General features: G+C 56.0%; 24 protein-coding genes and 1 tRNA gene. 17 read left to right on the forward strand and 8 right to left on the reverse strand.

Features of this window, described 5'->3' with window-relative positions; translation table 11 throughout:
- Positions 1–134: 134 nt before the first annotated feature.
- The 4 genes from Q8N00_13710 to Q8N00_13725 all read left to right on the forward strand — a co-directional run bounded on the left by Q8N00_13710 (position 135) and on the right by Q8N00_13725 (position 2,813).
- Positions 135–1,325 carry a VCBS repeat-containing protein gene (locus Q8N00_13710; protein ID MDP2383847.1) on the forward strand — a complete coding sequence of 397 codons (1,191 nt, stop codon included), beginning with the start codon at positions 135–137 and terminating at the stop codon, positions 1,323–1,325.
- A 129-nt stretch (positions 1,326–1,454) separates the two neighbouring features.
- The gene (locus Q8N00_13715) at positions 1,455–1,655 is read left to right on the forward strand and encodes a hypothetical protein (protein MDP2383848.1); all 201 of its coding nucleotides are present in this window, start codon (positions 1,455–1,457) and stop codon (positions 1,653–1,655) included.
- Positions 1,656–1,710: 55 nt separating this feature from the next.
- Positions 1,711–1,872, forward strand: a complete 162-nt coding sequence (locus tag Q8N00_13720) for a hypothetical protein (protein ID MDP2383849.1) — start codon at positions 1,711–1,713, stop codon at positions 1,870–1,872.
- Between the two features lie 17 nt (positions 1,873–1,889).
- Positions 1,890–2,813 carry a D-alanyl-D-alanine carboxypeptidase family protein gene (locus tag Q8N00_13725; GenBank protein ID MDP2383850.1) on the forward strand — a complete coding sequence of 308 codons (924 nt, stop codon included), beginning with the start codon at positions 1,890–1,892 and terminating at the stop codon, positions 2,811–2,813.
- 195 nt (positions 2,814–3,008) lie between these two features.
- Here the strand turns inward: Q8N00_13725 and Q8N00_13730 are convergent, their stop codons facing one another.
- Positions 3,009–3,542 (reverse strand): hypothetical protein, encoded by a 534-nt coding sequence (locus Q8N00_13730; protein ID MDP2383851.1) that lies wholly within the window; start codon positions 3,540–3,542, stop codon positions 3,009–3,011.
- 140 nt (positions 3,543–3,682) lie between these two features.
- Here Q8N00_13730 and Q8N00_13735 point away from each other — a divergent pair, with 140 nt between their 5' ends.
- The gene (locus Q8N00_13735) at positions 3,683–4,135 is read left to right on the forward strand and encodes a group 1 truncated hemoglobin (GenBank protein MDP2383852.1); all 453 of its coding nucleotides are present in this window, start codon (positions 3,683–3,685) and stop codon (positions 4,133–4,135) included.
- A 57-nt stretch (positions 4,136–4,192) separates the two neighbouring features.
- Here Q8N00_13735 and Q8N00_13740 read toward each other — a convergent pair whose 3' ends face one another.
- From Q8N00_13740 to Q8N00_13765, 6 genes are all read right to left on the reverse strand, one after another.
- Positions 4,193–4,486 (reverse strand): hypothetical protein, encoded by a 294-nt coding sequence (locus Q8N00_13740; GenBank protein MDP2383853.1) that lies wholly within the window; start codon positions 4,484–4,486, stop codon positions 4,193–4,195.
- A gap of 27 nt (positions 4,487–4,513) precedes the next feature.
- Positions 4,514–4,888 carry a hypothetical protein gene (locus tag Q8N00_13745; protein ID MDP2383854.1) on the reverse strand — a complete coding sequence of 125 codons (375 nt, stop codon included), beginning with the start codon at positions 4,886–4,888 and terminating at the stop codon, positions 4,514–4,516.
- Between the two features lie 64 nt (positions 4,889–4,952).
- A complete protein-coding gene (locus Q8N00_13750) occupies positions 4,953–6,209 on the reverse strand; it encodes a Glu/Leu/Phe/Val dehydrogenase (protein MDP2383855.1) in 1,257 nt (418 codons plus the stop codon).
- Positions 6,210–6,224: 15 nt separating this feature from the next.
- Positions 6,225–7,019 carry a lipoyl(octanoyl) transferase LipB gene (lipB, locus tag Q8N00_13755; protein MDP2383856.1) on the reverse strand — a complete coding sequence of 265 codons (795 nt, stop codon included), beginning with the start codon at positions 7,017–7,019 and terminating at the stop codon, positions 6,225–6,227.
- Complete coding sequence (locus Q8N00_13760; protein ID MDP2383857.1) at positions 7,016–8,092, reverse strand: trypsin-like peptidase domain-containing protein; 1,077 nt, start codon at positions 8,090–8,092, stop codon at positions 7,016–7,018. The genes lipB and Q8N00_13760 overlap by 4 nt, the downstream gene beginning before the upstream one ends.
- Positions 8,093–8,209: 117 nt before the next feature.
- Positions 8,210–9,466 carry a sigma-70 family RNA polymerase sigma factor gene (locus Q8N00_13765; protein MDP2383858.1) on the reverse strand — a complete coding sequence of 419 codons (1,257 nt, stop codon included), beginning with the start codon at positions 9,464–9,466 and terminating at the stop codon, positions 8,210–8,212.
- Between the two features lie 547 nt (positions 9,467–10,013).
- Here Q8N00_13765 and Q8N00_13770 point away from each other — a divergent pair.
- The 9 genes from Q8N00_13770 (at position 10,014) to msrA (ending at position 15,874) form a co-directional block, all read left to right on the forward strand.
- Positions 10,014–10,883, forward strand: a complete 870-nt coding sequence (locus Q8N00_13770; GenBank protein ID MDP2383859.1) for a tRNA (adenine-N1)-methyltransferase — start codon at positions 10,014–10,016, stop codon at positions 10,881–10,883.
- A complete protein-coding gene (locus Q8N00_13775; protein MDP2383860.1) occupies positions 10,880–11,635 on the forward strand; it encodes an SDR family oxidoreductase in 756 nt (251 codons plus the stop codon). Before Q8N00_13770 ends, Q8N00_13775 begins: the two co-directional genes overlap by 4 nt.
- 96 nt (positions 11,636–11,731) lie before the next feature.
- The gene (locus tag Q8N00_13780; protein MDP2383861.1) at positions 11,732–12,586 is read left to right on the forward strand and encodes a shikimate dehydrogenase; all 855 of its coding nucleotides are present in this window, start codon (positions 11,732–11,734) and stop codon (positions 12,584–12,586) included.
- The gene (locus tag Q8N00_13785; protein MDP2383862.1) at positions 12,583–13,092 is read left to right on the forward strand and encodes a shikimate kinase; all 510 of its coding nucleotides are present in this window, start codon (positions 12,583–12,585) and stop codon (positions 13,090–13,092) included. The genes Q8N00_13780 and Q8N00_13785 overlap by 4 nt, the downstream gene beginning before the upstream one ends.
- Positions 13,093–13,179: 87 nt before the next feature.
- Positions 13,180–13,256, forward strand: a tRNA-Arg gene (locus Q8N00_13790).
- Between the two features lie 361 nt (positions 13,257–13,617).
- Entirely contained in the window at positions 13,618–13,764 is a 147-nt protein-coding gene (locus Q8N00_13795; protein MDP2383863.1) for a hypothetical protein, read from the forward strand.
- A gap of 220 nt (positions 13,765–13,984) precedes the next feature.
- Positions 13,985–14,632 (forward strand): OmpA family protein, encoded by a 648-nt coding sequence (locus Q8N00_13800; protein ID MDP2383864.1) that lies wholly within the window; start codon positions 13,985–13,987, stop codon positions 14,630–14,632.
- A 157-nt stretch (positions 14,633–14,789) separates the two neighbouring features.
- Entirely contained in the window at positions 14,790–15,110 is a 321-nt protein-coding gene (locus tag Q8N00_13805; protein ID MDP2383865.1) for a PilZ domain-containing protein, read from the forward strand.
- 203 nt (positions 15,111–15,313) lie between these two features.
- Positions 15,314–15,874, forward strand: coding sequence for a peptide-methionine (S)-S-oxide reductase MsrA (gene msrA, locus Q8N00_13810; GenBank protein ID MDP2383866.1), 561 nt, complete (start codon positions 15,314–15,316; stop codon positions 15,872–15,874).
- A gap of 150 nt (positions 15,875–16,024) precedes the next feature.
- Here msrA and ttcA read toward each other — a convergent pair whose 3' ends face one another.
- Complete coding sequence (ttcA, locus tag Q8N00_13815) at positions 16,025–16,888, reverse strand: tRNA 2-thiocytidine(32) synthetase TtcA (protein MDP2383867.1); 864 nt, start codon at positions 16,886–16,888, stop codon at positions 16,025–16,027.
- 56 nt (positions 16,889–16,944) lie between these two features.
- On the opposite strand from ttcA, the gene Q8N00_13820 reads away from it, so the two are divergent.
- The 3 genes from Q8N00_13820 to Q8N00_13830 all read left to right on the forward strand — a co-directional run bounded on the left by Q8N00_13820 (position 16,945) and on the right by Q8N00_13830 (position 19,698).
- Positions 16,945–17,439: a hypothetical protein gene (locus Q8N00_13820; protein ID MDP2383868.1), complete on the forward strand. Its 495-nt coding sequence runs from the start codon at positions 16,945–16,947 to the stop codon at positions 17,437–17,439.
- A gap of 313 nt (positions 17,440–17,752) precedes the next feature.
- Complete coding sequence (locus Q8N00_13825; protein ID MDP2383869.1) at positions 17,753–18,679, forward strand: putative zinc-binding metallopeptidase; 927 nt, start codon at positions 17,753–17,755, stop codon at positions 18,677–18,679.
- Complete coding sequence (locus Q8N00_13830) at positions 18,676–19,698, forward strand: ATP-grasp domain-containing protein (GenBank protein ID MDP2383870.1); 1,023 nt, start codon at positions 18,676–18,678, stop codon at positions 19,696–19,698. The genes Q8N00_13825 and Q8N00_13830 overlap by 4 nt, the downstream gene beginning before the upstream one ends.
- The last annotated feature ends 29 nt before the right edge of the window (positions 19,699–19,727 follow it).

The following is a 19,727-nucleotide window of genomic DNA, read 5'->3' on the forward strand; positions in this document are numbered from 1 at the left end:
GGATTGATTGCCATGAGAAAGCGGCGGTCTGTATACTGGCGCGGCTTGCCTCGACCGGAAGACCCGCTAAAAGGCACCTCTCGGCAGGCGATCTTTCTGTCGCTAGTTTTCTGCTCAAGGAGTCGCGCGTGATCATGCAAGACGGCGGCCGTTATGGCGGTAGGCCATGGTGTCTTATGGCCTTGGCGATAAATCTGTGCCTTCTTCAGGCAAGCGGCTGCACCAAACAAGATCCCTATACCCCACCGGATCTTTTCTACTATTTTGCCAGTTATCAAGTTGGTAAGAACCCGACGACGGTCACCCCTACCGATGTCAATCAAGACGGGTTGACCGATTTGTTGACGACCAACATCGGCAGCAATACGCTTTCGATTCTTTTGGGGAACGGCGACGGCACCTTTCGCGAGCAAGTCCAACTCAATACCTGTAAAGAGCCCCGCTCGCTCGCTCTCGGGATGTTCAACCATGATCCGTACTCCGATGTGGCCTTGGCTTGCTCAGGGGGAGACGAGGTGGCTGTACTCTTCGGTCGAAACGACGGGAAGTTTGAAGAAGGTCCGCGTTACCCGGTACACCGGACTCCCATTGCCATTGCCAGCGGCGATCTCAACAATGATGGTGCCGCGGACCTCGTGGTTGCATTGCGAAACGACAAGATCAAAGTATTTTTGGGGACCGGCGCCGGTGAATTCTCCCATGGGGCACAGTACGAATATGGCGATACGCCGACGTCTGTGGCGTTGACCGACTTGAATGGCGATGGGAAGGTCGATTTGGCCGTAACCAACGGAGGGCCGATGTCGAATGCGGTTTCCATCTGGGTTGGAAACGGGGACGGCACGTTTCGCCCTCCCGTCGACTATAAGACAGGGAAGCGCCCGCTCGGGGTGAGTTTCGCAGATTTCAACAATGACCGGAACAGTGATTTGCTCGTAATCAATGGCGAGCGAGATAGCTTTACGACGTATCTCGGCAACGGGAATGGAACTTTTCAGGCAGGACACGATTCCGGCGCCGATGCAGGGCCCAATTTCGGTCTCGCACGAGATTTCAACGGCGACCGACGCACCGACGTGGCCATCGTCAATCTTCAGTCGAGCGATCTCTCTATTCTTTTCGGCCGGGGCGATGGCACCTTCGAATATCCGCCGAGAAATTATCGAACGAAGCCAGGCCCCTTTGCGCTCGCGATTTTCCGAGTGACGACGAAGGAGGCAGAAGAGCCTGGGCTGGTCACTGTAGATAACGGTAGTGGAACGGTCTCCATCTTTCTCCATAAGGGATTGAAGGGGGCGACCGCACCGGCGGTGAAAGTGCCATGAGGCCCATGCGTCGCATTCGGGTATGCAAGGAGACGGTAAAGAGCGGTCTGCTTGACAGCCTACTGACCCTCGGATAGAGTGGCCCACAGTGCGTTTCATGCCTGTTGATGCTCTGTTTCGAGGATACCAGTGAGATCTTTTGGGTGGTGGTTTGCTGTCGGCGCGTTGCTCACCCTATCTGTGCTGATGGTGCAGGGTGGCGTACGGGATTTGCTCGATGGCGCCCCTCCCGGCAGCGGAGCGAGCCCGTACCTCTCGTTTGGCACGACGATTTTCGGCGGAGGGTTGTTGGCCGGTTGCTTAGCCTTAGTCATGAATCGACTGCGATAGATACAGAATCTGAAGAACAGGCGTCTCGATGCACTGTTTGAAATGCAAGGGATGTATGATGATCGAGCGTCACTATACGTTAGAGAATCGGCGTCTCTATGCCCGTTGCTTGAATTGCGGTTTCTGGATTGACCTTGCCGATCTGCTTCGATTTTTCCATAAAGTGATCGACAGTGGATTTCGTGGAGGGAAGGTGCGGGAGTCCTTTACGCTGTGAGTAGGAGTCACGAATTCATGATGACAAGAGACCGCGAGATGTTCTCTCGTGGAGCATTCCTGGCCCACGCAACTGGGCTGCTCACCGGGCTGATGTTGATCAGTGCCGTGACCGGCACATTCTCGGTCGCATTTGCGAAGAATGCGACCGCACAGCAGGCCCATACCCGTACGGCCATCGATTCGCACCAGTTTCCGCCCTGGCGAGTCGCTCCAGCCCATGGCATTCTTCTCAAGGACCTTAAAACCGGGCGAGTTTTGTATGAGCACGATGCCGGGAAGCGCATGTCTCCCGCCAGTCTCACCAAGATTATGTCGGCCCTGGTTATTCTCGAAAAAGGTCACTTAGACGATCTCGTCACGATTAGCCCCAATGCTGCACGAGCCCACAAGACGCATCTGCGCGTGAAGGCAGGGCAGGTCTTTAGGCTGGAAGATCTGTTGAAGGCTATGTTGATCATGTCCGCGAACGATGCTTGCCTTGCAGCGGTGGAGCATGTCGGCGGCGATGAAGCGCAGTTCGTGACGCTCATGAATGCCAAGGCTGCAGCCTTGGGCTTGGCCGATACGCATTTCAGTAATGGCTGTGGGTTCGATAATCCGGACCATTACTCGACGGCCGAAGACCTCGCCGCGTTGAGCCTCATTGCCCTCGATCAGCCGATCTTCCGGCAGTTGGTTCGTGAAGAGCGCGCGATCATCACGGCTGTCAACGGCCACCATGCGTATATTTTGCACACGACGAATAAATTGCTGGGACGTATTCCCGGTGTTGAAGGGATTAAGACAGGCTTTACGTCCAAAGCCGGCCGATGTCTTATTGCCAAAGTCTCTCAGAACGGGAGCGATCTTCTGCTGGTGATCCTCAACTCGAATCGTCGATGGAATACCGCGACGAATCTCATTACCTACGGGCTGCAGGTTGTCGACGCGCCACACTGAAATCCCGTTCGATCAAGTCGACAGGCACATGTATGTTGAGACGGTTGCCATGGGGTGGCCTGCTCGTGCAAGTGATTCACAGGTGAGCGGGTAGCTGTAGTGAGTCTTGCCAGGGCAGAGATGTATAGATGGCAAGGGGGCGATGAATCTCTTTAGCACGACGAGCGCGCAGAGTAGTTAATCGGATCGGGCCTGCTACCGAATCGGGGAGAACTCCACGTTGACATCTTTCCCGAGATAATTGATGACGAATCCTTGTTTGTCGTACGACAGGATGGCGCCCATCACGTTTTCGTCTCCATACTCTTCCTGCCCTAGAAGCTTTCGCACGTCATCAGGGCTTTCGCTGTTCAACACGTTGCGAAAGATGCCGCGAGTTTTATAAGAAAATCGGTTATTGATAAAGATCAGATCGACTTTGCCATCCTGGATGCGGACGCCAGCCATTGGACCGGTCGGTTTGCGTTGATCGAGCAAGAAAATAAACGAAGCTTCTTGCTCCACTTTAATCCCAGGAATTTTTTCATTCACCAGCGAATCTACGGCGGTGGCTTCAGGGTCTCCCAACTTGACTCCAAACAGCGAGATGTCAACACTCTTCAAGGTCTTAGGGTCCATCACGTCGTGCTTGCTCAATTCGTAGGGCTCTCCGTAACCAGGGGCCGCCCATGCACCGACTCCGGTCATCACCATGCAGATTAGCGTGACGACTCGCAGTAAATCCTTCATCGACTCCTCCTTAACCATGAATTTCTGGAGCTGTAACGTGTTGAAAATTTATTAGCAAAATTGGTGGGGCCATGCAGTATGCGTACATTTTATCGAACAGCCTGAGAACTTGCAAGGAATGGCTGAATGTGAGAGGGCAGATGACGGCGAAATATATGTTGCGGCAAACGGTTGCCGGACTTGGTCTGTTGGCGATCTTTGCAGGTTGTGTGGCAACGGAGCAGGTTCCGGCAGGAAGGTCTCTCCATGCGCGGATTGGTGGGCAACCTGTCATTTCCGTGGTCGTCGAACAATGTGTGGCCAATGTGCTTGCTGATACCAGAATCAATGGTCGGTTTGCGACCACCGATATACGGAAACTGAAAGGCCAACTCGTCGACCACCTCTGCATGGCCACAGGGGGTCCTTGCATCTACAGCGGACGTGACATGAAGACGACTCATGTCGGGATGAGGATTTCCACTGGAGACGTTAGCGCATTTGTAGAGGATCTGGTGAAAGCGATGGATATAGCGAAGGTGCCAATGCAAGAAAAGGGAGAAATCCTAGGTCTATTAGGGTCAATGAAGAAGGATATTATTGAGGTACCGTAACGGCTGTGGGGCACTGGGGGGGGTGAACCATCCCGGCTCGTATCTCGACGTGAGAGATTAGTTGCGGTGGTGAGTGCTCATCAGGACGGCACCGAGGTGCCGGAGTCGTTGAAAATAGGGCCGGCAATCTTCGTCAAGCTCGTTGGTCAGGCCATCGAGATCGGCAACACAATCTTCGAGGATCACGAGGCGCTGGGCATCAAGGCCTTCGGGACTATCGAGGAAATACACCACACATCCACTGATCACCGTATCCAACGTCATCAATGGCCCCTCATGTTGGCGCTCCACGCGAGGCCATTGTGCCTCCTTATGGGCTTCCCAGAGTGACAACAGTGCATCCCGATCCATTCTACCGGTCTCCAACCATTTACCGACTCAGTTTCGACCGATCCACCCTAACGCATGGAATAACAGGGCCGCAAGCATACAGAGCCCCAGTCCCCAAAACCGGTAGTCGATGTCTTGTCGTTCAAGGCACCATTTAATGACTGGTGTCCGCCACGAGGGCGGTCCGACGGACAGGAAGGTGCCTTTCGCGATCATGCCTCCCGCCGTCACCGCCCAGAGCCATGGGTAGGGCAGGTCGTTCGCGGCAAAGAGCAAGAGGGTGCCACCGAAGATCGCAAGAAGCTCCCATCGCAATATCCCGGGGGATTGCTGCAGTACTTCGCGGACCTGCGCGATGATGTAGCGTGGAGAGATCAAAAGCACGATCCCGTCGGTCAGCCAAATCCCGGCGAGTGCGGCCAAGGCATAATCCTTCAATCGAACGTTCCAGACGGTTGGTGCCCCTTGCCCTCGTGTCCGGTGTTGCTCATGGATACAGACCACGATGGAGATGGGCTTGCGCCACTTTGTCGATTCCGCTCATCAATGCGGCCATACGCATGGACGTATTCTTGGAAAGAGAAAACTGTAACGTCCGATGGAAGGCGTTGATCAAAATATCTTGTAGTCGCTCCTGAATGTCCTTGGCTTTCCAGAAAAAGCGCTGCCCATCCTGTACCCATTCGAAGTAGGAGACGATGACGCCACCGGAGTTGGCCAGGATGTCCGGGATGATAAAGACCCCCTGATTCTGCAGGATGCGATCGGCCTCCAGGGTCGTCGGACCGTTTGCTCCTTCAGCGAGAATTCGACAGCGGAGCTTCCCGGCATTTCGCTCGGTGATCTGTTCAGATAACGCGGCGGGGACCAGTACGGTGCAGTCAAGCTGGAGCAGTTCGTCGTTGGAGAGCCAATCTCCCAGCTTGGTGTCACGGAGGGGTTGTCCGTGAGTTTTGCAGCGCGTGAGGAGTTCAGGAATGTCCAGACCGTTTGCGTTGTGAATCCCTCCGTGTACGTCGCTCACGGCGGTGACGCGCGCACCACATTCCTGCATGATGCGGGCAGTGTGGGCCCCCACATTGCCGAATCCCTGGATCACCACAGTGCTGTTCCGGATATCGAGATTGAGGTGCCGAAGCGCCTCAATGGTGACATAGACCACTCCGCGTCCGGTGGCTTCCTCACGCCCCAGGCTGCCTCCAATCGAAAGGGGCTTGCCGGTTACGACGCCCGGCACCGAATACCCCACTTGCTGACTGTAGGTGTCCATGATCCAGGCCATCACCTGAGCATCTGTCCCGACATCCGGCGCCGGCACGTCTTTCTCCGGGCCGATCAAGGGGAAGATTTCCGTTGCATAGCGTCTAGTCAATCGTTGTAATTCTGCCTGCGACAATTGTTTCGGATCGACCGCGACCCCACCCTTCGCTCCGCCATAGGGTAGGTCGGCCAATGCGCATTTCCAGGTCATCCACATGGCGAGTGCTGCGACTTCCCCAAGATTTACGTCCGGGTGATAGCGAATGCCGCCCTTGGTGGGGCCGCGAGAGGAATCATGCTGCACACGATAGCCGGTATAGACCTCGACTCGGCCGTCATCCATTCGAACGGGTACGCTGACGATTAGAGACCGCTGTGGGAGTTTCAGCCGCTCGCGCAAATTGGGATCCAGTTCCATGGCCTTGGCTGCTTGGTCAAATTGCGCCATCGCCAGTCGGAAGGTCGGTGTGTCGAGTTCATGCATCGGCGGTTCCTCTCGTCAGCTGTGCGTGAGCGTCGTCGCGGCGAGGGTAATGTGATCGTCTCCTTGTTCCGTGATCTCTGGCGGGAGATTCAGCCACTGTACGTTGAACGTTCGCGCGAATTCCTGCGCTACCTGTTGCGTGACGGTTGCAATAGACAAGGGAGACTGTCGGATTTCGGCCATGGACGTGATCGGGCATGCGGTCAGGCCACAGGGCACGATATGGGAAAAGGGGGAGAGGTCCAGGTCGACGTTGAGCGCAAAGCCGTGAAGCGTCACGCCATGATCGATCCGGACTCCGATGGCTGCAATCTTTGCATCCGCATCACGCCAGCGGACCCAGACGCCAGGTGCCTTCTTGACACGATAACCTTCAATTCCCCATCGTGCGAGCGTATGGATCAAGACCTCTTCCAAATTCCGCACATACTGTTTCGGCCCTGAACAATAATGCGACAGCTTGAGGATCGGATACCCCACGATCTGTCCCGGTCCATGATAGGTAATGGAGCCGCCACGATCGACGGATTGGAAGTTGGCCCCTGTTTGGCGGAGGGCTTCTTCTCCGCAGGCCCAATGCGCGGGTTTGGTACTTCGGCCCAGGGTATAGACGGGCTGATGTTCAAGGAGTAACAACGTATCCCCTTGATTCTCCGCAATCCGTTCTTCCCGTAATTGTTGCTGTAGTCGCCAGGCTTCGTCGTAGGGGACCGGCTTGGGAAACAGGACGAGCCTGCCTTCTTGCGGACCGGGTCTGCTCTCGTGTCCTGTACCGTCGTGACTGTGCAGGGACCCGTCGGCGTGATTCATGGAAGAGCCTTCTGCCGCGAAGGCTTGTGAATCGAGATGGTGGACTGGACGTTTTTTCTCTGTACGGTCAGTTGCAGGCTGGGGAGATCTTCCGAACGTCGGATGGAGTGCCAGAAGTCTCCGAGATTATAGATCTGATGTTGATCGACGGCAGTAATGATATCCCCGCTCTGGAGGCCTCCTGTGACGGCGGTTCCTCCCGGCTCGACATTCAGCGCCAAGACCCCGCGGTCACCGTCCAGTCCAAAGCTCGCCATGATGCTTGCGGTGATGGTCACAGGCGTAAATCCGATGTCCGGACGAAGGACCGATCCACGGACGATCATCGATTGAATGTGGGGGTAGATGGCCTCCATCGAAATCGCATAACTAATGGCCTGGGCGGATGGCGCGATGGCCACATTAATGCCGATCACATGACCGGCCAGATCCACGAGCGGACCTCCGCTGTTGCCAGGGTTGATGGCCGCATCGGTTTGGATCAGATCGTAGAGTGTTTCACCATCCGGAGTGAGGACTGAGCGATCGACGGCGCTGACGACACCGACAGTGACGGTTGAGCCTCCCTTGAGCGCGAGGGGATTGCCGATGGCAACGACCGACTCGCCAATCTCAAGTGCCGGTACAGGACTGAGCGTCGCGGGCACCAAGTCCGTTGCCGTGATTTTGACGAGGGCCAGGTCCAGCAGGAAATCACGTGCAACGACACGGCCTGGGGTGAGCCGACCCGTTGAGAGTCCGACGACCAGGCTCTTGATGCCCGCGACCAAATGATTGTTCGTCAGAATATAGCCGCTCGCGTCGATAATCACGCCGGACCCAGACCCCGATTGGGCCTGCGTGGGAGTGGACGGCATGCCGCGAGTGAGAATGGTGACAACTGAGGGGCGTACTTGTGCCACGACGGCAGGGACTGACAGAGATTTTTCGTGGATGGGGACCGATCCAACCACGGTCTCAGCCTTGGCAAACCGTCCGTCCGGGACCATGACGATGACAAGAGGGAGAAGGAGCGAAACGGTGAAGACGTGAAAGTGGCTTGATTTTGTCTCTACTGTGCGGATTGTGGTCATGGGGCCTCACATACTGAGTCGGCCTCATTGTGGCATAAGTGGCTTCAGGGGGAAAGCTGCGTGACAGAAAAGGGGCGAGGATGAGCCTCGCCCCTTTCTGCTTCATGCGTCTGCGGTTTACTGGATGGCGGCAAACATTTCCTTAATCTGTGGGGTTTTCAGTTTCTTGAGCGCTTTCGCTTCGATCTGGCGAATCCGCTCCCTCGTGACCGACAGGCTTTGCCCGACCTGCTCCAATGTGCAGGACTGATCGTGACCGATCCCGAAGCGCAGGCGGATGACGGTTTGCTCCCGAGGCGTGAGCGTGTCGAGAATACGTTCGAGCTGCTGCGCCATTTCCGTCTGATGCACATTGGCATCTGGCGGGACGGCTTGCAGGTCGGGAAGAAGTTCCCCGAATTCCGTGCTCCCGTCACCCACCAGTTTCTCCAAGGCGACCGGCTCTTGAAAGGCCTGCACGGTTTCGTGGAGCCGTTCCGGTCTCATCCGCAGCACGTCCGCCACTTCTTCGATTCGGGCCGGCCGGCCCAGCTGTTGCCCGAGCCGTCTGGTGACACGGAGGATTCGGTGCGAGGCTTCAGTCTGGTGAACCGGAATACGAATGGTCCGCGATTGATCTGCGAGCGCACGGGTGATGCCTTGACGGATCCACCAGGTTGCATAGGTGCTGAATTTGAACCCCTTGCGGTATTGATACCGTTCGGCTGCTTTCATCAACCCGATATTGCCTTCTTGCACGAGGTCCAGCAGCGTCAGTCCGCGGCCTGTGTAATGTTTTGCGACATCCACGACGAGCCGTAGGTTGCAGCGCACCAATTCGTCCTTGGCCTGTTCAAGCAGGACCCGAGCGGAGCGGAGGGTGGCTAACCCCTCCTTGAGTTGTTTGGCGATGGTCACCGGAAGCTTCTGCTGTCCCGCTTCCTGGCTGATCATGTCAGTGAGCCTCTGCTCGGCTTTATCGATCGCGCTGGCTGAGAGTCCGCTCAACTCTTTGACCATCTGGAGTGTGTGTTGCGCCTCAAGCACCGAGGCTGTGCGCGTGAGCTTCGGGAAGACTCGGAGGGTCTGACGTAAGGTCTTCCGAATCGTGCTCGTTCCAGAATCGATCTTCTTTGCCAGCTCGACTTCTTCTTCTCTGGTCAAGAGGGCTCGTTCGCCGAAGGAGCGAAAGTAGAGTGACTCCAACATGAACGGGCCGCCGCTCACTGCGGTACGAGTCGCCGTCTTCACCGGCTCATCCGGTTGTTCCTCTTCGGAGGTGTCTTTGCCGATCACATCTAACAGGTCGCTCGCCTCGGGATCGTCCGCATCAACGTCCTTTGCCATCCTGACAAGTTCTTCCGGCTCAGGGGTTGGGAATAGATTCTTTTTCATGTCGTCGCCCCTCCTCTGATTATCTGATCTGTTGCTCCGCATGGTCGTGACCCCGACTGGTTCTGGTTCTATGTCCTACTCTATGAGAGACAGCGTTCCGTCAAACGATTCATGCTGAGTACTGTGTGGACGGGCTGCTCTCTTGCCTCACTACGGAGCAAATCCTGTGCTGGATTCTTTATGAGAATGGCGGATCGCAATCTTATGGAAAAGGCTACTCTATTAGAGTGGCTTAATGAGGATTTCGGAGAGGGAGTGAGGCAACCTTGCTGCAGGTGTGTAGTAGTGGCAATCGAGCAATAGGCTGAATTGCCACATCCTCTCCTTGAGGCATTTCTTTCAGGATAGAGGAGATCGAGCGGAAGGGAGGCGAGAAAGTTGTGGTGGAATTGCTCGCCGCTATGCGCTCAACGAACGTCAGCGTCCTGCGCTCATGGCATGCGTGCATTAAGCTTTTCAAGAAGACTCATGGTGGAGCTCGTTAAATCTCCCAGGCGGCTGTTTGTTTGGTTGAAAACCTGGCACAGCACTTCTAGAATGAGCCCCCATGTCACAACTTCAATCAGGCGAACGTATTCATTTGGTCGATAAAAAAGGGCGGCAGTATGCCCTGACCCTCAAGGCTGGAGATCGCTATCAGCTAAGCGGTCATAAAATTGCGCACGACGATCTCATCGGAAAGCCCGATGGTTCTCTCGTCACGCTCTCCGGCAACAAGACGATGTTGGCGCTGAAGCCGACGTTCGGCGACTATGTGCTGAAGATGCCACGGGGCGCGCAGGTATTGTACCCGAAGGATCTGGCGCTCATTCCCATGTGGGCGGATGTCTATCCCGGCGCGCGCGTCTTCGAAGCGGGAACTGGCTCCGGGGCCTTGACGATGGCCCTCTTACGAGCCGTGGGCCCGCGGGGCGTCGTCGTGACGTACGAAGCCCGCGAGGATTTTGCGAAAACGGCGATGACGAACATCGAACGGTACATGGGCACGATGCCCAACCTTATCTCGCTTCGTCGGAACGTATACGAGGGGATCAGCTTGCTCGACGATGGCTTGCCGTTCGATCGCCTCGTCCTCGATCTTCCTGAGCCTTGGCAGGTGGTCCCGCATGCCGCGCAGGTCCTTCGTCCCGGCGGCATGTATTTGAGTTTTGTTCCCACCGTTCCTCAAGTGGTGCAGACGGTTGAGGCCCTTGAGAAAGCGATGGTCTTTGGCATGATTGAAACGTTCGAGTCGCTGTTGAGAACCTGGTCGATTCAGGGCCGTAGCGTACGTCCGGATCACCGGATGGTCGCCCATTCAGGCTTCATTACCGTGGCGAGAAAAATCGAGTCTGGTTTGTGGCCTACTGCTCAAGCGGCTGAGGCTATGGATGAGGCCGGTGATGCTCATGAAGAGCGAGAGGACGACGCGCGATGAACCGATTGCAGGGGAAAGTGGCGGTCGTTACCGGGGGCAACGCGGGTATCGGTGAAGCGATCGCGAAAGCCTTTGCGCGCGAAGGAGCATCGGTCGTGATTACGGGGAGACGGCAAGGAGAGCTGGACCGAGTCGTGAGCGACATTGTGAAGGCGCAGGGCAAGGCCGTTGCCGTTGCCGGATCGGTCACAGACGAACGCCATGTCCAGGAGGCCGCGCTGGTGACGGTGCAGCAGTTCGGACGGCTCGATATTCTCGTCAACAATGCCGGAGTCGGGGATTTCGGAAAGCGTCTGCATGAAACTGATGATGCAACCTGGGCGCAGATTCTCGACGTCAATCTGACCGGGGTGTTCCGGATGACGCGCGCGGTGCTGCCGCAGATGTTGAAGCAGGGGAAGGGCGCCATCGTCAATATTTCCTCCATCGCGAGCCTCGTCGGACTTCCTACATTGCCGGCCTATGCTGCGTCCAAGGGGGCACTCGATGCCATGACCAGAGCCATCGCGGTCGATTATGCCAAGGAGGGCATCCGCTGTAACGTGGTGAACCCCGGACTTATTGATACGCCGATGGCCGCCCCGTTGATGAGCAACCCCGAGCAACTGGCCCCGATTCTCGCGCACTATCCTATCCGTCGAGCTGGTAAGCCAGAGGAAGTGGCCAATATGGTTCTCTATCTGGTTTCCGACGAGGCAGCCTGGGTTACGGGCGGGACCTTTCCGATCGATGGAGGGATGACGATCTCGTGAGTCGGCGTTCCTTGCGAGTGGTCAACCCTACCGTCGTCGTCTCGATGAGTGTCTATCCGTTCTTCTAAATCAACAGCAGCCGTGAGTCTTCGACCTATGGACATCAACGCACATACTCAGTTTTGCGGTGTCATCGGTAATCCCGTCGAGCATTCGCTTTCGCCGGCGATTCATAATGCCGCGTTTCAGAACCTCGGGCTGAACTTCGTGTACCTGGCGTTCCGCGTAGAAGCGATCGGCGATGCGATTCGAGGACTGCGCGCGTTGGGGAATTTCCGCGGTGCGAGCGTGACCATCCCTCACAAGGTGGCAGCCGTTCCATTTCTTGACAAGGTTGAACCGACTGCGCGGCATATTGGTGCGATCAATACTATTGTGGCTGAAGGCGGGACCCTCACAGGCTATAACACCGACGCGACCGGCGCGTTGCGCGCACTTCGTGAGGGTGGGGTTGCCTTGAAAGGGCGTCAGGTCGTCATGCTTGGATCCGGAGGCGCAGCTCGCGCGATTGCCTTCGCGCTTGGGACCGAGGCTGGGATCGCTGGCTTGAGCATACTAGGAATCGATGACCGTGAACGCACCGCCTTGGCCGGAGACCTCCGGTCGAAGACTGGGATGACCGTGCAGGCATTGTCTCTAGACGAGGAGACATTGCGAAAAGTTCTGCCGGACACACATGTGCTGATCCATTGCACCCCGATGGGCATGTCTCCCAACATACAGGGAACTGCTGTGCCAGCGACGTTGCTGCATGCGGGATTGACGGTCATGGATATCGTTTATAATCCGCGGGACACCCAGTTGCTGAAGGATGCAACGGCGACCGGTTGTCGTACGATTCCCGGACTCGAGATGTTTCTTCATCAAGCCGCCGCGCAGTTTGAACTCTGGACCAATCACACTGCCCCAACCGATGTGATGCGCGCCGTCCTGGAGTCCCGTTTCTCATGAATATCGTGCTGATTGGCTATCGAGGGACCGGCAAGAGCACGGTGGGACGACTGTTGGCGGCGCGGTTGGGACGAACGCTCGTGTCAACTGATGCGGAGATCGTCGTTCGTGCGAAGCGCGCGATTCCTGAGATCGTTGCCCAAGAGGGATGGGACTACTTTCGCGACCTGGAGTCCGATATCTGCAGGGAACTGGCCGGCCGTGACCAGTTGGTGATCGATACCGGCGGCGGGGCAATCCTTCGCCCGCAAAATGTAGAGGCATTGAAGAAGAGCGGCAGGTTGTTTTGGCTGACGGCCTCCGTCGAGACGATCGCAACACGAATCGGCGGCGATAATCAGCGCCCCTCATTGACGGGGACCAAGTCGTTTGTCGAGGAAGTTGCGGATGTCTTGCGAGAGCGGACGCCGAAGTATCAAGCGGCCGCCGATCATGTCGTTGCGACGGATGATCGCTCGATCGATCAACTGGTTGAGACGCTTCTCACGTTGGTGGGAACAGATTAGACTTCCGTCGTCGATATATCTGGATTAAGGCTGTGCCATTTTCCCATCCTTGACAAGGTCTCCTTCGAAGTGTTTGAAATAGCACATGCGCCCGTAGCTCAATTGGATAGAGCATCGGACTTCGGATCCGGGGGTTGGGGGTTCAATTCCCTCCGGGCGCACCACATCCTCCAGTAAATTCTCAGTACACAATCATCGAAGTATCAGAGGCTTGCAAGTGCCTTCCCGGTCTTTTGGGGCGGGCTATCCCCCACAAAAGCTGCATAGATTTCTCTGCTCCTCGGCAGTATCCTTACGGGAAGAAACAGGATTCATGGAGAGCTGAAGATGGTGCTATGCTATAGGCGTGGTTGTGTGGAGTCTCTTCGCTGGAGACTAGCAGGGCGTGAGCACCGGCAGGCTTGGACGAGGCATTGTCCCTGCTGTGGACGTTGGCTGACGAAGCAAGAGCCTGCAGCACCATGGGCCTGTTCGTGTGGATGGTGGAGTGGATAGCGCATCGTCACCGATGAGGAAAGGCGTATCATGAACTATGTAGTCCTCCATGACGTCCGGGCGAGTTTTTTTCTGATGGTAGGTCTGGCTATGCTGGCATTTATTTGTGCCGTGGCGGCGTTGAGTACCGTGATGCGTCCGGTTCGGTGGGCGGATCGTAAGTCGTCACAACTATAGGCGAGTGTTTGCTCTGGCCACTCCTTATACGGGTGGAATGTAGACCGCTTTAGGTTGCATCTTATTCCTCAATCGTTCTCCCTTCCCTCTCAACTGACTGATATTTGTGGGGAAATGCTCCCCGGCTGCCTCTGAATCTCACTTTTTCATTCAGGTGCTATAGTTGATCTGCGCAGGCTCAGTTGTGTTTCCGTGTCATTCCAACGATGGGGGAAGAATCATGGTCGGAAGTTCAATGAAAATGAGTACGGTGGCTGCTTTGGGGCTCGCCCTGTTGGTCAGTCAAGGCTGTAGCATGAAATGGTTGCAGTCAGATGGAGAGACGGGAGCAGGGGCGTCGCAAAACGGTTCGAATCAGGGTTTCCCCGGTATGTCTCAGGGTGATTCTGGCAGAGGGCTCAGCGGGTTTTCTCAGAATCCCTCAGAAGAGCGATTGGGAAAGGGTGGCGATATTGCCTCGCTGTCCTCTAATGGGATGAGTGCCCGTCAGCGTGCGGAATTAACTAGAGAAGAAAAAGCGGCCATCGAAGCCGGTTTGCAGGACGTATTCTTTGGGTATGATCAATGGATGTTATCAGATGCTGGAATGGAAGCATTGAACCGCGACGCAGAGTGGTTGAAGGCCCATCCTGGTGCGGTGATGAAGGTCGAGGGGCATTGCGACGAACGGGGAACGGGTGATTACAACGTGGTGTTGGGAGATAAGCGAGCCAAGGCCGCGCGCAGCTATCTGGTCGAATCGGGTGTGAGCCCGAAGCAGGTGGCGATTGTGTCGTACGGTAAGGAGCGTCCCTTCTGCTCCGACCAGGCCGAGTCATGTTATCAGCAGAACCGTCGCGGGCATGTGCTCTTGAAAGTGCAGCAGTAAGAAGCGGGTCACGATCTCTACGGAACCCCGGCGCCCCTGTAGGTAAGCCCGGGGTTTCGTGTTTGTAGTTGGATGAAGCAGGCATGGCGGTGTCACGATTCAGCCTGATTCACGTCCGAGGCCTCCTCAGCCTCGCATGATCAAAGAGGAACCTTGTATGGAAAAACGACAACAGCCACGTTTTACCTCGCAGTTCAGAAGCACATTTTCTGGCGGGCAACGAGAAGGCCAGGGCCGGACGTTGGATCTCTCCTCGGGCGGTTGCATGATCGAAACGGATTTACCCGTTGTCGTGGGGGCGTCGTTTGAGTGCCGTATTTATATTCCTGGGCTCGACTGGCCTTTGCGGATCGACGAGGCTCAGGTACGTTGGGTCAAGACCAAGACATTTGGAATTCAGTTCACGAAGGTGCAGCCTGATGAGGCGGCAAAGCTCAAGCAAGTGATTGCCAACCTCAACGCGGAATGTGCGGCATAAGCGTTCTTCCTCTTCTCCCTCTCAGCGTGATACCCGACAGGTCAGACCTGGTCCCTTGATCGAAAGAACGAGGCTTTCTGCCTGCGCTCTCGGGTCTGTTCGCGAGATCATCGCCTCCTATGGTATAAGGCCTTGGGGGAATTCAGACGCAGAGATGCTCCATTACATACATTACTCAGGTCAGAGAGTGAGAGATTGATACGATGGGACAAACACCACCAACAGAGACTGGATACGACATTGCCACCGTTGCCGGCGGTTGCTTTTGGTGCCTCGAAGCGGTGTATGACCAGATGAAAGGCGTGGTGTCTGTCGAGTCCGGTTACCTCGGTGGCCAGATGGATCATCCGACGTATGAAGCGGTCTGTAGCGGCAGGACCGGACATGCAGAAGCCGTTCGTATCACGTTCGATCCCACCGTCGTCAGTTATCGCGAGTTACTCGAAGTGTTGTTTGTCATCCACGATCCTACGACACTCAATCGCCAGGGACATGATGTCGGTTCGCAATATCGATCGGCGATTTTCCATCATACGCCTGAGCAGAAGCAGGTTGCGGAGGATGTCATTGCGGCGATGACGAAAGAGGGGATCTATCCGGGGCCAATTGTGACGCAAGTTGAGCCAGCGGGGATGTGGTATGAGGCTGAACCCTACCATCAAGAGTATTTTGCGAGAAATCCCTATCAGGGATACTGTACCGCGATCGTCGCTCCCAAGGTCGTGAAGTTCCGCAAGCTGTTCACCTCAAAACTCAAGGCGTAACAGGTTCCGACTCTTCTTCCTTCTCTCTGTCGAGCAAGCGGCCGCATGTGCGCGCTCGCGGGATTCAATGCCCCAACGCCAGCCGTTATCAGCAGAATATACATAGGGGAGGGGTTTGTGTTGGGACGTGATCGAGCGCGGGGATTCAGATCACGCGTGATGTTCGTCCAGCCAGGCATCCTCGTGCCCCTCTGTTCGGTCCGATGCGCGCAAAGACTTGAAGTCGAACAGTCGTTGGTCCAGGAGAAGAGGCGGTGCCACGTTCGAGAGCGCGGCAAACATGCTATCGGTGCAGCCAGGTGACCGCAGCTCCCATTCACGCAACATTCCTTTGACCTCTTGCCGTTTGAGATCCTCCTGTGAGCCACAGAGATTGCAGGGAATAATGGGGAACTCGCGTAGTTCTGCATACCGGGTCAAATCCGCTTCCCGCACGGCGGCCAGCGGGCGAATGACCACATGCCGGCCGTTTTTCGCACGGAGTTTCGGCGGCATCGTCCTGAGCTTTCCTGTATAGAGTAGATTCAGGAGCAAGGTTTCCAGAATGTCATCACGATGATGTCCGAGCGCAATCTTGGTCGCGCCTAATTCTGTAGCGACACGGTAGAGGATGCCGCGACGGAGTCGTGAGCAGAGAGAGCAGGTCGTCTGCCCTTCAGGGATGAGTCGCTTGACGATTGCGTAGGTGTCTTGTTCCTCGATATGGAAGGGGACTCCCAGGTTTCCAAGATAGTCGGGGAGCACATGGGCCGGAAAGCCCGGTTGTTTTTGATCCAGATTGACCGCGACAAGATCGAAATGAATCGGTGCGCGCCGCTGTAAGGCCAGCAACAGGTCGAGCAGGGCATAACTGTCTTTCCCTCCCGATAGGCAGACCATGATTTTGTCGCCGTCTTCAATTAACCCATAGGCGCCAATAGTTTCTCCGACGAGGTGCAGCAGTTTGGTTTGCAACTGCTCGGTGGCATCATCGAGTTTGAGATATGTTCGGGATGGGTTTGCCGACTGAGACATAGGCTGGTATTTTACGCGGTCAGTCGTGCGACTGTCGATCTTCACAGAGGTTATGTATGGGACAGGGTAAGCGCCGCTCAGACGAGAAGCTTAAGTCAGTTCTCTTCGTCTGTACTGCGAATATATTCCGCAGTGTGACTGCCGAGTACGCGCTCAAGATCGCACTTGGCGCAAACCGGTCCTGCGTCGTCAGTTCAGCCGGGATCAATGCCAAGCCGCAGCCTATGCATGCGTGGGTTCAGGGCCGGTTACGAGAGAAGGGCGCAGATCCCACTGCCCATGTGCAGCGACAACTCACTCAGGAGCTGGTCGAGTCTGCCGACCTCGTTCTTGCGATGGGGCGAGACCACCAGGCCTATATCCGGGAACAGTTCGGGAGAGATGTTCCGCTCTTTAATCAGGTCTGTCTCGGTCACGACAAGCCGGTCCTTGATCTGCACGAAGTCATGCCGGAGTGGGAACGCGATCCTGAACGGGCGCGCGCCTATGTGTGGTCAGTGATCGATATGATTTGGGCCACGGCACCGGCCCTGCTCCCTCGCCCGCGGTAGTTTTTCGTAAAACACGTACTTGTGCCTGTCCCGGTTCATTCTTGGACGTGATCGGACAATTTTTTTCCACTTCTAGGCGGGAGTGAACGGCAGGTCTTCCTGAAACGGGCAATAGCAAAGTACGTGCTATATTTATCACAGCACCTCTTTCGATTCGACCGCGCGGGATACAGCTTCGATGCATCGATCACAGCTTCAGGCTCTGACAATATCTGACGGTTCCCATCACGAGCCGGAATGGGTCTCGTGGTCTGACGAGAAGATTCTGGCCCTTCCCATGTGCCACCTAGGAGTCACCCTTGATGGAGCCTTCTTGTCAGAACAGATCACGCAACTCTACGCCGAACTCGAAGCCAGAGAGCTGACATTCCGACCTCACTTTTGGTTATCAAACGAATGGTTTACCCCCGATGGTGTGCCGGGGATTGCGATCCCGTTTTACCTGGCCCACCCCCGTCTCGCGAAACTTGAGATGGGGCAAATGCTTGAAGTCGAGGGAGGGACCGCAGAATGGTGTATGCGTATCTTGCGGCATGAGGCAGGGCATGCGATCGAGAATGCCTATCGCCTTCGCCGGCTTCGCAGCAGGCAGCAAGTCTTTGGCTGCTCGTCCGATCCCTACCCCAGATATTATAGCCCACGACCCTATAGCCGGAGCTTCGTACGCCATCTCGACGTATGGTACGCACAAAGCCATCCGGATGAAGATTTTGCAGAGACTTTCGCGGTCTGGCTCACGCCAGATTCGACATGGGCCGACCGCTATAAGGGCTGGCCGGTTCTCAAGAAGCTTCAGTATGTGAATGGGCTCATGCAGGGGCTGGCTGGTGCCCCAGCCAAGGTGGTGACGAACGAGGAGATCGATCCGTTGCCGGTCTTGAGGAAGACCCTGGGCGAGCATTACGAGCGGAAGCGGAAGCATTATGGGATCGAACGAAAATCGTTTTACGACCCGGACTTGAAGCGGCTGTTTTCCGATGCACCAGCCCATGCCGACAAGATGAGCGCCGCGACCTTCTTGAACCGTTTCCGAAAAGAGGTGCGCCGCAAAGTCGCAGCCTGGACCGGGGAATATCAATACACGATCGATCAGGTGCTCGAGGACATGACCCAGCGCTGTCGGCAGCTTCATTTGCGGCTTCCACTTGCGGAAGAGCAGGCGAAGCTGGACTTCACGATTTTGTTGACCGTCCACACCATGAACTACTTGCGCAGCGGGCGGCATAAGGTGGCGGTATGAGACGGCTTCGCATCCTTGTCCTGATGCACGAAGACCTGGTTCCCCCAGATCCCCTTCACGGGCAGGAGATCACGGGCGCCGCGTGGAAGACGGAATACGATGTGGTCTCCACGCTTCGGAAGCTTGGACATGACGTCAAGCCATTAGGGGTCAAGAGTGATCTCGGGGTGCTTCGCTCGGCCATCGAAGATTGGAAGCCGCACATCGCCTTCAATCTGCTCGAAGAGTTCGACGGGGTGGCCGTGTATGACCAGAATGTCGTCTCGTATCTCGAATTACTGCATGTGCCCTATACCGGATGTAACCCGCGCGGGTTGATGCTTGCGCGCGATAAGGTGCTGTCTAAAAAATTATTTTCCTTCCATCGAATCCCATTCCCAGATTTCATAGTGGTGCCACAGGGGCGGGCGGTGAAGCGGCCGAAGTGGCTGTCATTCCCATTGATTGTGAAGTCGGTGACCGAAGAGGCTTCGCTGGGCATCTCCCAGGCATCCATTGTCCAGGACGACGAGAAGCTCAAAGAACGCGTAGCCTTTATCCACACGAGCGTGGGGACCGGTGCACTCATTGAGCAATATATTGAGGGGCGCGAACTCTATGTTGGGGTGATGGGCAATGGGCATGTCCATGTCTTGCCGGTGTGGGAGCTGCTCATGGATAAGCTGCCCGATGACGCCCGTCGGATTGCGACCGAACGAGTGAAGTGGAGTCGAGCCTATCAAGAAAAGTATGGAATTCGGTCATGCGAAGCCAAGGGTCTTCCTGAAGGAAAGGCGGCGGAGATTCAGCATCTCGCCAAGCGCGTCTATCGTGCACTCGGTTTGAGCGGCTACGCGCGAATAGACGTAAGGATGGATGCAAAAGGGAACGTGTATGTCTTAGAAGCCAATCCGAATCCCCAAATCGCGCACGACGAAGACTTTGCAGATTCAGCCGAGAAAGCCAACTACTCGTACAAAGACCTTCTGCAAGAACTCATAAACGTCGGCCTTCGCTGGCAGCCCGCCAAGGCGGCGTAGCGACCGCCTCCCCCCTCAACTCAGGCCAC

Source organism: Nitrospirota bacterium (assembly GCA_030684575.1).
GTDB lineage: Bacteria > Nitrospirota > Nitrospiria > Nitrospirales > Nitrospiraceae > Palsa-1315.